Annotated in this window: 15 protein-coding genes and 1 other RNA gene; 5 read left to right on the top strand and 11 right to left on the bottom strand. The window is 46.5% G+C overall.

Annotation, left to right across the window (positions count from 1 at the left end; translation table 11 throughout):
* Positions 1-68: 68 nt before the first annotated feature.
* The 8 genes from ACMXYP_RS16695 to ACMXYP_RS16730 form a co-directional block, all read right to left on the bottom strand.
* Positions 69-1,106: an NADP(H)-dependent aldo-keto reductase gene (locus ACMXYP_RS16695; protein WP_415882762.1), complete on the bottom strand. Its 1,038-nt coding sequence runs from the start codon at positions 1,104-1,106 to the stop codon at positions 69-71.
* Between the two features lie 32 nt (positions 1,107-1,138).
* Complete coding sequence (locus ACMXYP_RS16700; RefSeq protein ID WP_415882763.1) at positions 1,139-2,335, bottom strand: class I SAM-dependent rRNA methyltransferase; 1,197 nt, start codon at positions 2,333-2,335, stop codon at positions 1,139-1,141.
* A gap of 83 nt (positions 2,336-2,418) precedes the next feature.
* A complete protein-coding gene (gene gcvH, locus ACMXYP_RS16705) occupies positions 2,419-2,811 on the bottom strand; it encodes a glycine cleavage system protein GcvH (protein WP_415882764.1) in 393 nt (130 codons plus the stop codon).
* Positions 2,812-2,852: 41 nt separating this feature from the next.
* Positions 2,853-3,965, bottom strand: a complete 1,113-nt coding sequence (gcvT, locus tag ACMXYP_RS16710) for a glycine cleavage system aminomethyltransferase GcvT (protein ID WP_415882765.1) — start codon at positions 3,963-3,965, stop codon at positions 2,853-2,855.
* A gap of 213 nt (positions 3,966-4,178) precedes the next feature.
* Entirely contained in the window at positions 4,179-5,459 is a 1,281-nt protein-coding gene (locus ACMXYP_RS16715) for a UbiH/UbiF/VisC/COQ6 family ubiquinone biosynthesis hydroxylase (RefSeq protein ID WP_415882766.1), read from the bottom strand.
* 9 nt (positions 5,460-5,468) lie between these two features.
* Positions 5,469-6,716: a 2-octaprenyl-6-methoxyphenyl hydroxylase gene (gene ubiH, locus ACMXYP_RS16720; protein ID WP_415882767.1), complete on the bottom strand. Its 1,248-nt coding sequence runs from the start codon at positions 6,714-6,716 to the stop codon at positions 5,469-5,471.
* The gene (gene pepP / locus ACMXYP_RS16725) at positions 6,713-8,029 is read right to left on the bottom strand and encodes a Xaa-Pro aminopeptidase (RefSeq protein WP_415882768.1); all 1,317 of its coding nucleotides are present in this window, start codon (positions 8,027-8,029) and stop codon (positions 6,713-6,715) included. The genes ubiH and pepP overlap by 4 nt, the downstream gene beginning before the upstream one ends.
* Positions 8,029-8,640: a UPF0149 family protein gene (locus tag ACMXYP_RS16730; protein ID WP_415882769.1), complete on the bottom strand. Its 612-nt coding sequence runs from the start codon at positions 8,638-8,640 to the stop codon at positions 8,029-8,031. Before ACMXYP_RS16730 ends, pepP begins: the two co-directional genes overlap by 1 nt.
* A gap of 135 nt (positions 8,641-8,775) precedes the next feature.
* On the opposite strand from ACMXYP_RS16730, the gene ACMXYP_RS16735 reads away from it, so the two are divergent.
* From ACMXYP_RS16735 to ACMXYP_RS16750, 4 genes are all read left to right on the top strand, one after another.
* The gene (locus ACMXYP_RS16735; RefSeq protein ID WP_415882770.1) at positions 8,776-8,985 is read left to right on the top strand and encodes a TIGR02449 family protein; all 210 of its coding nucleotides are present in this window, start codon (positions 8,776-8,778) and stop codon (positions 8,983-8,985) included.
* A complete protein-coding gene (locus ACMXYP_RS16740) occupies positions 8,982-9,299 on the top strand; it encodes a cell division protein ZapA (protein WP_415882771.1) in 318 nt (105 codons plus the stop codon). Before ACMXYP_RS16735 ends, ACMXYP_RS16740 begins: the two co-directional genes overlap by 4 nt.
* A gap of 126 nt (positions 9,300-9,425) precedes the next feature.
* Positions 9,426-9,606: non-coding RNA, 6S RNA (gene ssrS, locus ACMXYP_RS16745), on the top strand.
* A gap of 9 nt (positions 9,607-9,615) precedes the next feature.
* Complete coding sequence (locus tag ACMXYP_RS16750) at positions 9,616-10,203, top strand: 5-formyltetrahydrofolate cyclo-ligase (RefSeq protein ID WP_415882772.1); 588 nt, start codon at positions 9,616-9,618, stop codon at positions 10,201-10,203.
* 13 nt (positions 10,204-10,216) lie between these two features.
* Here the strand turns inward: ACMXYP_RS16750 and ACMXYP_RS16755 are convergent, their stop codons facing one another.
* On the bottom strand, positions 10,217-10,342 hold the full coding sequence (locus tag ACMXYP_RS16755) for a hypothetical protein (protein WP_415882773.1): 126 nt from the start codon (positions 10,340-10,342) through the stop codon (positions 10,217-10,219).
* A 180-nt stretch (positions 10,343-10,522) separates the two neighbouring features.
* Positions 10,523-11,446, bottom strand: coding sequence for an AEC family transporter (locus ACMXYP_RS16760; RefSeq protein ID WP_415882774.1), 924 nt, complete (start codon positions 11,444-11,446; stop codon positions 10,523-10,525).
* Between the two features lie 53 nt (positions 11,447-11,499).
* Here ACMXYP_RS16760 and ACMXYP_RS16765 point away from each other — a divergent pair, with 53 nt between their 5' ends.
* Positions 11,500-12,018, top strand: coding sequence for a glycine cleavage system protein R (locus tag ACMXYP_RS16765; RefSeq protein ID WP_415882775.1), 519 nt, complete (start codon positions 11,500-11,502; stop codon positions 12,016-12,018).
* Between the two features lie 74 nt (positions 12,019-12,092).
* Here the strand turns inward: ACMXYP_RS16765 and argH are convergent, their stop codons facing one another.
* Positions 12,093-13,487: an argininosuccinate lyase gene (argH, locus tag ACMXYP_RS16770; protein WP_415882776.1), complete on the bottom strand. Its 1,395-nt coding sequence runs from the start codon at positions 13,485-13,487 to the stop codon at positions 12,093-12,095.
* Positions 13,488-13,506 lie beyond the last annotated feature (19 nt).

Consider the following 13,506-nt stretch of genomic DNA (forward strand, 5'->3'; position numbering starts at 1 on the left):
GAAAATGACAAATTCACAACAAAAAAGGGGAGCTGTTAAAGCTCCCCTTTTTGATCGATTCGCCAAAGCTATGGGCATGGATTCGGATAGCGGACATGAATCGCTTCAATCTCCGCCAGTAAACCTTCATCAAGGTTAAGGTTTACGGAGTCTATATTCTCTGTCAGCTGCCCCATGGTCGTTGCGCCAATAATATTACTGGCAACAAAATCACGACTATTAACATAAGCCAACGCCATCTGCGCTGGATCCAAATTATGCGCCCGCGCTAACGACACATACTCTTCAGTCGCTTTGATCCCTTGTTCATTCAGATATCGAGTGTAATCAGGGAAGAGGGTTAAACGGCCCTTCTCAGGCTGAGCGCCATTAAGGTACTTGCCACTCAAGGTACCAAATGCCATTGGTGAATACGGCAGTAGAGACACCTGCTCACGCATCAAAACCTCGGTTAAACCCACCTCAGAGGAGCGGTTTAACAAATTGTAGGGATTCTGTACGGAAACAACTCGCGGCAGGCCTAATTGCTCAGCATAAGCTAGAAACTTCATGGTTCCCCATGCCGTTTCATTGGATAAACCCACATATCTAATCAAGCCTTCATCCACCAGCTCTTTTAAAATGTTTAGGGTTTCCAAAATTGCTGCCCCATCGTTTTCTGGAGCATGCTGATAGCCTAACTTACCAAAGAAATTAGTGGTGCGATCTGGCCAGTGGAGTTGGTATAAGTCGATATAATCGGTTTGAAGACGCTTTAAACTGCCTTGGATCGCTTCACGAATATTTTTGCGATCAAAATGCATATCAGGGCGGATAAAGCTGACAAAATCTCCAGGCCCCGCAACCTTTGTTGCAACGATCACCTTATCGCGGTTATTCCGTTGCTTCATCCAGTTACCGATGTAGGTCTCTGTTAGCCCCTGATAACGCTCATCCACAGGCACTGGATACATCTCAGCAGCATCAAGAAAATTGACACCTTGCGCCCAGGCATAATCCAGCTGTTCAAACGCTTCGACCTCAGTGTTTTGTCGACCGAAGGTCATAGTTCCCAGACAGATCAGACTCACATTGAGATCAGTATTACCTAGCTGACGATATTGCATGGTAAAGCTCCTATCTGGGAACAGATGTCAGGTTAAGACGATGGCAAAACTCTGACAAAGAATGATTTAAGGTAATCCGTTTCTGGGATCGCCGGATGTACCGGGTGGTCTGCACCCTGATGCCCCTGATCAAAGATCTGAGCATTACGATCCAATTCGCGGCTATTACTACGAATAATATCGATCAAGCGATCACGTTGAAGATGCATAGAGCATGACGCAGACACCAAGATTCCGTCTTTTTTAAGCAGACGCATGGCGAAGTTATTCATACGGGAATAAGCACGCTCACCATTACGAATATCCTTTTTCTTCTGGATAAACGCAGGCGGATCCAACACAACCACATCAAATTTTTCTTTATCTGCAATCAGAGACTTACAGATATCAAAGGCATCACCGTGGAAGCCTTCAAATCGATCAGACGCATTATTGATACGCGCGTTCTCAGCTGCCACTTCTAGAGCAAAATGGGAAGCATCGACACAGATCGCCTGATTAGCACCAGCAGCCAAAGCCTGCGCGCCCCAGCCACCTACGTAACTAAACAGATCCAGTACGCGCTTACCTTCAACATGCTTTTGCATCTGTGCGCGGTTATTACGGTGATCGTAGAACCAACCGGTTTTCTGACCTTTCTGCAGAGGTGCTAGCAGTGGTACAGAATTTTCCATTAACGGGCACAGCTCAGGGATATCACCTTGAATAATCTCTGTATAAGTTTCCAAACCTTCCATATCGCGCATTTTGCCGTCGTTACGCAGCAAAATCGCTTTCGGCGTGAATACTTTGTTCAGTGCGTCGATAATGTCATCCAATACCGCTTCCATACCAGCTGTAGAGATCTGTACAACAAACACATCGTAGAAACGATCAATCACTAGACCTGGCAGGGCATCACTGTCACCAAACACCAAACGATAACAATCATCAGTAAAGCAGCTTTCACGCAGTGATAGCGCCACTTTAAGACGGTGAATGATTAAGGAACGATCCAAAGTGTATTTAAGATCACGACTGACGATTCGACCGCAAATCAACGTATTTGGGTTTACATAAGCAACGCCTAAAGGTTTGCCTTTGTCAGTTTCGACAATAACCTGCTGGCCCGGCTCAAAGCTCTTCAGCGGTGTCGCGCGGTTATCCACTTCGTTACTGTAGATCCAAAGGTGACCACCACGCAGCCTGCGTTCAGCCCCACTGTTTAGTTTTAGAGTTTGCAGTGACATGTTTTTCCTGTTTTACAGACAACTGTCCCGGCATATAGCCGGGACAAGGTATTTATTTCTCAGGCCGAGGCCCTAAATCTGACTTAAGCTTCAGATTCGCACAGATCGTTGTAAGCTTCTGCGCTTAGTAGTTCGTTCAACTCATCAGCGTCGCTTAGCTTCAATTTGAAGAACCAACCATCACCGTATGGGTCAGAGTTAACTAGCTCTGGAGAGTCTTCCAGATCTTCGTTAACAGCTACAACTTCACCACTTAGCGGCGCGTATACGTCAGATGCAGCTTTAACAGACTCAACAACACCTGTTTCATCACCTGATTCTACTTCAGCACCGACTTCTGGCAGCTCAACGAAAACTACGTCACCCAAAAGGTCTTGCGCGTGGTCTGTTACACCGATTACAACGGTGCCATCGCCTTCAACGCGGATCCACTCGTGACTAGCAACGTATTTCAGTTCAGATGGAATGTTACTCATGTTTATTTCCTACCCCTATGGGTCCTGTTTAAATCGAATTCTTAGTCAAAAACTTTTTTGCCGTTACGGACAAAAGAAGGACGAATTACACGTACAGACACCAACTTGCCTTTACCACGCAGATCCACTTCAGCTGTATCCGTTGTGCCCACAGGCACACGCGCCATGGCGATAGAACAACCCAACGTCGGAGAGAATGTACCACTGGTAATCTCGCCTTCGCCAATGCCGTCTACTACAACCTTCTGATGTGCACGTAATACACCACGCGCTTCCATCACTAGACCTACAAGCTTATGGCTCACACCTGCATCACGCTGCTGCTGTAGTGCTTCGCGACCGATAAATACACGCTCTTGCGGTTCCCAAGCGATCGTCCAACCCATATTAGCTGCTAGTGGAGAAATAGTTTCATCCATATCTGCGCCATATAGGTTCATACCCGCTTCTAAACGCAAAGTGTCGCGCGCACCAAGTCCACACGGAGCAACACCAGCATCCGCGAGTGCCTGCCAGAAATCTGCCACCTCATCTTCAGGCAGCATCACTTCTAAACCGTCTTCACCAGTATAGCCAGTTCTCGCAATAAACCAGCCTTCAGACTCTAAACCTTGGAAAACACTTAACTGATCGATCAAGTTAGCGCGGGACTCTGTTACAGTTTGTTTAGCCAACGCTAATGCGTCTGGGCCTTGCACTGCTACCATCGCCAATTCTGGCTGTTCTGTTAGCGCAACGTCATCAAAGCTAGCCGTCTGGTCAGACATCCAACGTAAATCTTTTTCGCGTGTTGCACAGTTCACAACGACACGGAACCACTCGCCAGCAACACCTGGCTCTGTCATTAGGTAGACAATAAGATCATCAATTACACCAGCATCTTCATTCAGCATGCCGCTGTACATCGCCTTACCCTTTTCCTGCAACTTAGCAACATCGTTTGCTAGCAGGTAACGTAAATACTCTTTAGCGTCTGTGCCGGTAACGTCTACAACCGTCATGTGGGAGACATCAAACATACCAGCAGCTTGTCGAACCTTGTGATGCTCATCCACCTGAGAACCATAGTGGATTGGCATATCCCAACCACCGAAGTCGACTAGCTTAGCACCCATCTCTTGGTGCTTTTCGTACAATGCAGTTTTGCTACCCATATTATTAACTCTTATCAGGGGCTAGCTTAGGCCTTGTTATCGTCATAAACAGGTCTTGCTAGGCTTTAACAACTGCTTTTCAGCTCAAGAGCGAATCAATTGACCTGAAAAACAAAAAAAGGGAAGACAATTTATAGGGATTCTCTTCACAGTTCAATCTTTGAACGACAAACTAGGGTTGCGACTATGGTCGGATCAGATTATCCAAGCCGATTATTCTTGAATGTTTCTCTGCGCCAATTGTGGCAAACGACCAGATAACCCCATCGCATCCATCACAATATGATTTTTAACTGGAGATAGTTTATCCAATAAGTTCATGCCCATATTGCGCGCCAAGCAAGCTAAAGGCTGTCTGGTATTAAATAAACGCTTGAAGCTTTCCATGGCTAAAGACATCTGAATATTGTCATTGCGGCGTTCGCGCTGGAATCTGCGTAACACCGATTGGGCGCCTAAAGGCTCACCTCGACGAGAAGCGTCCATCAATGTTTCAGCTAACTGAGCCGCATCCAGCAAACCTAAGTTCACCCCCTGACCTGCCAGAGGATGGATGGTATGAGCCGCATCCCCAATCGCAGCAAAGCCCGGCTGAATATAATGCTGAGCATGACGCTGACGTAACGGAAAAACGCTGCGTTGATCACACCATTCTATGTCCCCTAAACGGTTCTCAAATGCACGACCTAATTGCTGGCAAAACGCTTCATCGGGCAATGCCATCAATTCGTTGGCATGTTCTGGCGATGTCGACCAAACAATCGAGCAGTAGTAGTCGCCCTCTTCGTTACTCAAAGGTAACAATGCGAGCGGTCCATCTTCGGTAAAACGCTGCCAAGCGGTCGCTTGGTGCGGCTGTTCGGTTTTAACAGTGGTCACAATGGCATGATGACCATAATCCCATTCCACCATTGGTAGGCCCGCGTGTTGACGTGTTTTTGATAACGCGCCATCCGCAGCAACCACTAGATCCGCTTGAATGATACGACCATCACTCAACTTCACCGCACGACCTTGATCAGACTGGGGAGATAGCTCCGTCACTGTCACGCCGGTAATCAACTCTACAGAAGGTGTTTCTAAAAGAACCTGGTACAAACCCGCCAGTGTCACACGATTTTCTACAATATGACCTAGAGCGGGTTCATGCAGTTCTCGCGCTGAGAAGTGAATATGCCCAGTGCCTTCGCCATCCCAAACATCCATCTCAGTGTAAGGGCTTAGACGATAATCCTGCATATATTTCCAAGCACCTACAGAGGTTAAGATCTGCTGTGAGGCACAGGTGAGCGCACTGACACGAGGGTCATAGCCCTTAGCTTGTGCACCTTTAACAAACTCAGAGAAACCACTGATATCGCCTTCGCGTTGCTCTAAAAGCGTGACTTTAATATCGGCATCTGCCAAAGCCGCAGCAAGGGTAACTCCCACCATGCCGGCTCCAACAATAACTACATCTGAATTAAGCACTTGAGCCTGTGTATTTTCTGGCATGATCTATCTCTATTTCAGGTCTGGAGCGGGCATATCTAAGCCCATGGCACCACGGGCAAAGACGGTTCTAGCAGGCGGACAAATATCTAAGAGTTGCAGGCCTAGGTTACGGCCGGCTGCAAGCAGAATATTATTATTAGAAAACAGCTTCATAGTCTGATCACTCAGCCCAATTGTGCGCTGCTGATCTTGTCGTTGCTGTTCGTAGAAATCCTGAAGTACGTTTAAGTCACCTAGATTGCCACCTGCCTTACGGGCTTGAATTAGGTGATCAGCCAAAGCGACAACACCACGTAACGCCAAGTTGTATCCTTGCCCGGCAATTGGGTGTAAAGCATGGGCTGCGTTACCTAAGACCACTAAACCCTGACGCACCTGCTCCTGTGCTAAAACCAGTTTTAGAGGATAGGTATGTCGTTCACCCACTTTGACAAAATTACCTGCGCGATGACCAAAGCGTTCGTGTAGACGCGCTATAAACTCAGCTTCGTCAAGCGCCATCACTTCATCGACTTGATCATTAGGCACTGTCCAAACTAGACCACAACGATGCTCACCGTTTTGTTCTTCCAAGGGTAATAGCGCCATAGGGCCCGTATCGGTAAAACGCTCATAAGCAATATCGTTGTGTGAGCGATCTAAGCTTACGTTGGCTATGACTGCGTGTTGCTCATAGGTCGTTTCGCTGTAGTTCATGCCCATTCCTTCACGCAATGAGGAACGGCCACCATCAGCCATCACAACCAATTCAGTCGTTAACTGAAGCGTCTCACCCTCTTTTTCTAGGGTGACGCCCATCTGGTCAGAGCCATACTGAACATCTGTCACTTCGGCAGGGCAGATAAAATCAATTCGATTCGCATCATCCTGCTGCAAACGATCTAACAACACGCGTCCGAGCCATTGATTTTCAACCACATAGCCCAGCGCAGGCACTCTCTCCTGCTCTGCGTGCAGACGCGTCACACCAAAATGACCTTTATCTGAAACGTGAATATGCTTGATGGGAGCTAAATGCGTTTTTAGCGTTGGCCAGATACCCATGACTTCGTAGATAGAGCGGCTTCCATAAGCCAATGCCGTCGCTCTGGAATCATAGCTTGGCTGATACTCCAGAGCACTTTTCTCAGGCATAGGAAAGGCTTCAATTACGGCGATATTCAGATCAAGCTGTTCACTCGCTGGCAGAAGAGCACAAGCTAAACTCGCGCCCACCATGCCGCCACCGATCACCACAATGTCATAGTGCTGTTTCATTTTGCTGCCATTAACGCTTCAATTTCTGCAATTTCTTTCGGCACAGCTGCAGTAAGGTTTTCGTTCCCCTCTGCAGTGATCAAGATATCGTCTTCAATACGTACACCAATACCGCGCCAACGAGGTTCAACATTTTCGTTGTCCGCAGCGATATAGATCCCTGGTTCCACCGTCATCACCATACCAGGCTCTAACGGACGCCATTCGCCATCGACTTTGTAATCGCCAACATCATGAACATCCATACCTAACCAATGACCAATACGGTGCATATAAAAATCACGGTAGCGACCCGCTGAGATCTCTTCACTCAAGGTACCCGATAGCAAACCTAGCTCAATCAGTCCTGCGGTTAACACTTCTACCGACTTTTCGTGTACGGCTTCCCACAAAACACCTGGTTTCGCGAATTCAATACAAGCTTTCTGTGCTTTCAAAACCAGTTCGTATATTGCCGCTTGTTCTAGACTAAAGCGACCATTTACAGGGAAAGTACGTGTAATATCGCCGGCATAATGATCTAGCTCACACCCGGCATCAATTAACACCAGATCACCGTCATTGAGCGGTTCGCTGTTTTCGATGTAGTGCAGCACACAAGCATTTGCTCCGCCACCCACGATCGTCGAGTACGCTGGCTGGCGTGCGCCATTCATCGCAAAGTGGTGCAAGATCTCCGCTTCTAACTGATATTCCATCACGCCGGGCTTACACAGTTGCATCGCCTTGATATGCCCCTGCGCAGAGATCTCACCGGCACGACGCATCATATCTTTTTCTGCATCGCCTTTGATCAAGCGCATTTCATGTAACAGGCAATCCAGCATCACCAATTCAGAAGGCGCAACTGCCCCTTGGCGTACTTTTGCCCTAATCAGGTTAAGCCAGTGTCGAACGCGTTGATCAAGCTCTTCATCTTTACCAATGGAGTAGTAAATTCGAGAAACGCCATTTAATAGGCCCGGTAGAATATCGTCGACTTCATCAATGGCATGGGCTTCATCCATGCCATAGTCATTAACAGCGCCTTCAGGCCCTGCACGATAGCCATTCCAGATCTCCATCAGCTTGTCACGATTACGACAGAACAGCACCGATTCACCATCTGTACGACCCGGCATCAATAGCAACACAGCATCCGGCTCGTTAAAACCTGTTAAATAGTAAAAGTTGCTATCCTGACGAAATGGATATTCAACATCGCTATTGCGCTGCTTCATCTGCGCAGAAGGAATAATCGCGATACTGCCCGGTGACATCTGCGCCATCAACGCAGCACGACGTGCGACAAACTGATCAAGACCGATCTTCATTAATGCAACCTGTTGTTTTCTGGCTTAGCTTTAGCAAACTCTTTTTCTTTCTTTTCTAACGCTTTATTACACTCGGTAAACAGCATCAAAACAGCCATACGCACATATTCTTGAACTTCCATCAGATCAGCTTCGTTTTCATCAAGCTCTTCCAGATCGGAAGAGATTTGTGCGATTTGACCAAGGTCATTTAGCGTCTCTTTCGCTTCAGGCGATAAGCTGGCATCTGTATGTTTGCCATAGAGACCGAATCCACTTAGGAAGCTCTGACACCAACGCCCTAGCGATTCAGCACGCATAGAGATCTCATCCTCATCATCTGGAAGCACCATATCGAACTCCAGATCCATACTTTCCATACAGCCAAGCGTAGCGGTGTAAAGATTCGTCACCACAGACTTACTGCTATCTTGAGAGAGCGATTCTATATCGAGCAATTCATTAACAATTTTCTCCAACGCCGCTGGTTTTAAACGTGCACCCGCAGCTAAATGTCCCGAGATAACTCCGTGGAGTTCTGAAGGTGAAACAGCTCTCACCCCCTCCTCTACAAACATATTTGCGATAAGTTCAAAATCGGGTAGATCTACAGGTACATTTTCTAAAGACATGAATCGAATCCATCAATAATATCGTGCTGTTAATCCTAGCATTTCAACACTTCCTGTGCAGCGTCATTGACCCACAGACAGGGGCTGATTATAGTCCTGCTGAGAATAATTTAGCTTTAGGGGCATTCTTTCTGCATGACTGAGCATTACTTTAACGCGCTGGAACAGAAAATCGATCAACTTCTGGAACGCTGCGAACAACTAAATCAGGAAAATATTCAGCTGCGTGCCCGTGAACAACAGCTTAAAGAGGAGCGTGCTCAACTAGTACAGCTCAACGAACAAACGCAATCCAAAATTCAAGCGATGATCATGCGACTTAAAGCGTTGGAGCAAAACAAATGAGCCAGCCAGAATCCCAACCTGTCACTATTACTCTGTTAGACAAAGAGTTTAATTTTAACTGTCCGGCTGACGCAGAAGCTGAATTATTGGCTTCCGCAGACTTTCTTAATGAGAAAATGCTAGAGATCAGAAAAACAGGCAAAGTATTAGGACTTGAGCGGATAGCAGTGATGGCAGCGCTCAACTTGGCTCATGAGTTATTGCAATCTAAGCAAGCAAACACCAGCAATATTGAAGAACGCCTACGTCACCTTGGCAACAAAATTGATCAAGCGTTAATCAACGAAACACAAACTGCTGATTCGGACAGTTAACCACTGTCCTTGAAAACTTTTCAACTTAATAAAAGTGTATATTTAACAGCCAGTTACATCACCACCTAGCAGAAAATATTTTTATTACAAGTCCTGACACCGGCACCATAAAGGGTATAATAAAAACATGCCCTGGGGTGTTCGACCGTTGGTTACGTCCCTCGAGCCGATAATCACACTTTTGGGGGTTGCTCGTAGTTTCTGGTGTGCATGTCCGATTTACCGGAAAGCCTAATGATACTCAGTAACCACCTCCTTGAACCTTCGGGTTCAGGGCCATATCCGACACCGGCACCTTGGGGATCTTCATATCACTATGAATCAACAACGCAAACAGCTTCGTCAGCGTATTCGTCGACTCAGACGTTCATTAACCCCTCTTCAACAAAAACAAGCCGCACATGGTTTGTTGAAGAATATACGCACCCGCGCAGATTTCAGACGCGCCAAAACCATCGCCATATATCTACCTAATGACGGTGAGATAAACCCTGAACCGTTGATTCATTACTGCTGGAAACTAGGCAAGGAAGTCTACCTACCTGTTTTACACCCTATTCTTCACAATCGCTTATGGTTTACGTCGTACACAAACCAAACGCCGATGATTAAGAATATCTACGGTATCCGTGAACCTAAACTGCAACCGCACAAACGCAGAGCCGCTTGGGCGATAGATTTAGTTTTGCTACCTCTAGTCGCCTTCGATGCAAAAGGCAATCGTATGGGCATGGGCGGCGGATACTATGACCGCACATTCGGCTTTAAAAATCTGAAGAAAAGCATGAAAGGACCAAGCCTTATCGGGCTGGCGCATGAAATTCAGAGAGTAGAAGAGTTACCTGTAGAGAGCTGGGATATCCCTCTAACATCGATTGTTACTGATAGCAGAAGCTATCTATAACGCAATTGAAAGCTTAACTGTTAAAGACTTGCTCAAACAGGGAAGCAAACTGGAAATCTGCATGCGATACGCCGGTCATTACAGACCCTAGTACAAACACGACTACCAAGATTAGAACCAGATCAGGACCTTTTTTCATTATTCTGCCTATAAGGTTTACCACACATTAAACAAACGCTCGTTTACTTAATGCCCGGCCGTAGTTTTTCATAAATACAGTTTTTTGCAACCCCTTATAAATCATGAGGCAATAAAACTATCGGCCAGTTACATAATTATTTTAATCCAGAATTGTAAAAAGAGCCAATTACCTACTGATTTATAAACTTTTTTGCAGAAAATTAAGAAAAATCATCATAAAAGGTATGGTTAACATCGAGAAAAGTGTCTGTCCGGTGATAATGGCAGCCATCATTTGCACATCCCCACCAAGCTGACGCGCCAGAATATAAGAGGATGCAGCCGTTGGTAAGGCCGCGTACAACCAGATAATTTCAGCATTTGGCAGCCCCAATACAACACAGATCAGAAAGGCCAATAACGGCATTAATAACAGCTTGATCAACGAGGTCACACTTAGCGCTTGGCCACTTTTCATTAGGACCTTAAAGCTCAGTCCTGCTCCTACAGATAACAGCCCCAATGGCAGAGCCATACGACCGAGGAATTCAGCGATAGGCATCAGCAGATCCGGAAAACCTACCCCCGTCTGATTTAACAACAGACCACACAAGCTTCCGACAATAAGGGGGTTCTTTAACAACGCTAACAACACGCTCTTAAAATCTTGAGTTCTACGAGTAAAGTAGGAAAAGACCAGCACACAGCAGAAATTCAACAAAGGGATCATTAGCGCCATTACCACTGCACCTACCACTACTCCTTGAGGACCAAACAAGGTTGCCGAAGCAGCCAAGCCCACATAGACATTAAAGCGAATTCCACCCTGATAAATGGAGGTAATCCCGGCAGCATCGACCTTCAAGAACGGTTTAGCCAAAAAGACCAACACACTACCACCCAAAACCAGCAACACAACAGCCAACCCCACCTGATCCAGAGGAACAGCAGTCATATCTGTACTGGCTAAACGGGACACCAACAAAATAGGAAACAGTACAAAGTAAGTGGCCTTTTCCGCCTGCCCCCAAAAGTCATCGGTTAGAAATCCGCTCTTTCTCGCCGCATAACCTAATAAAATAAGTGCAAATACCGGCCATAGAGCACTGATAATTTCGATCATAGTGTTATAGTGATCTTATAAAGTTAATAATGATGTACAGAGTGGAGCCTACAATGATGACATCTCTTGTCTTAACCGTCATCGGTCCTGATAAACCAGGTCTGGTCGAAATGCTAGCGCAAACCATTACTGAAAATGGCGGCAACTGGCTAGAATCCGGTATGTCCAGATTAGCTGGAAAGTTTGCCGGCATTCTAATCACCGAAGTTCCTGAAGATAAAGCAGCCTCATTAACTGCAGCGCTAACAGCACTAGACGCTCAAGGCTTGAAGGTAACAGTTGAACAGTCTTCAGCACCAGAAGTCACTGGCGCATCTCAGCACTTTAAACTTGAGTTGGTTGGCCATGACAAACCTGGCATCGTGCGTGATATTTCTAGCGCACTAGCTAAACGCCACGTAAACGTTGAACGCCTAAACACAGAACTCGTGTCTGGTTCTATGTCGGCTGAATTGCTGTTTAAAGCAGAAGCTGAGTTACTCGCATCCAGCGACCTAGACTTAGATGAGCTGCAACAGGATTTAGAAAATATTGCTAGCGATCTAATGGTTGATATCAGCTTAGATAAATAAACCATACCGCAGACAAACAAAAAACGCGCTGACCTTTCTCAAGGCAGCGCGTTTTTTCTTTCTAAAATGAGCGATTAACCGCGCGCATCCAATTTAGCTTGGCCACGCTTCACAGCTGCACGCACCTGATTTGGCGCTGTACCGCCAATATGATCACGTGCTGCAACAGAACCTTCAAGCGTTAGCACTTCAAATACATCCTGCTCGATCGTATCGGAGAACTGAACAAGCTCTTCCAACGTCATTTCACCTAGATCTTTATTCTGCTCGATGCCGTAGGCTACAGATTTACCTACAACTTCGTGAGCATCACGGAAAGGCATACCTTTACGCACTAGGTAATCCGCCAAGTCAGTCGCTGTAGAGAAACCGCGAAGCGCTGCTTCACGCATACTCTCTTTCTTAGACTCAAGCGCAGGCACCATATCAGCAAATGCACGTAGACAACCTTTCACTGTGTCGATTGCATCAAACAGCGGCTCTTTATCTTCTTGGTTATCTTTGTTGTATGCCAGTGGCTGAGACTTCATCAACGTTAGCAAGCTCATCAAGTGACCGTAAACACGACCGGACTTACCACGTACTAACTCAGGTACATCTGGGTTCTTTTTCTGCGGCATGATTGAAGAACCTGTGCAGAAGCGATCTGGCAGGTTGATGAAATCAAACTGAGCAGATGTCCATAGAACCAATTCTTCAGACATACGCGTTAGGTGCATCAACAAGATACTAGACGCGGAACAGAACTCGATCGCGAAGTCACGATCAGATACTGCATCCAAAGAGTTCTCAGCCGGTGCATTAAATTCAAGCAGTTCGCAAGTTAGGTCACGCTGAATTGGGTAAGTCGTACCCGCAAGTGCTGCAGCACCTAGAGGCATGATGTTGGCGCGCTCACGGCAATCTTCGAAACGGCCGAAGTCACGCGTTAGCATCTCAAACCAAGCAAGCAGGTGATGACCAAAGGTTACAGGCTGAGCTGTTTGAAGGTGCGTAAAACCTGGCATGATCGTATCAGCTTCACGCTCAGCAATACCTAACAGGCCCTGCTGTAGACGCGTAATTTCAGCCAAGATCAGATCGATTTCATCACGTAGGTACAAACGAATGTCGGTCGCTACTTGGTCATTACGAGAACGACCCGTGTGTAGTTTCTTACCTGTGATACCAATTTTCTTAGTCAAGGCCGCTTCGATGTTCATGTGCACATCTTCCAGCTCAATTGACCATTCAAATTCACCGCGCTCGATCTCGACACGAATTTCGCCAAGACCACGGATAATATCGTCACGCTCTTCTTCGGTAAGAACGCCTGCCTTTGTCAGCATCTTCGCATGAGCAATAGAACCGCGAATATCCTGCAGATACATACGCTGATCAAATTCAACGGAAGCCGTAAAACGCGCAACGAAAGCATCCGTTGGCTCATTAAAACGACCGCCCCACTGCTGGTTAGTTTTATCACTCATGGGAAAACCTCAAATTACT

The sequence above is a fragment of the Neptuniibacter sp. QD34_54 genome (genome assembly GCF_047778055.1).
Taxonomy (GTDB): domain Bacteria; phylum Pseudomonadota; class Gammaproteobacteria; order Pseudomonadales; family Balneatricaceae; genus Neptuniibacter.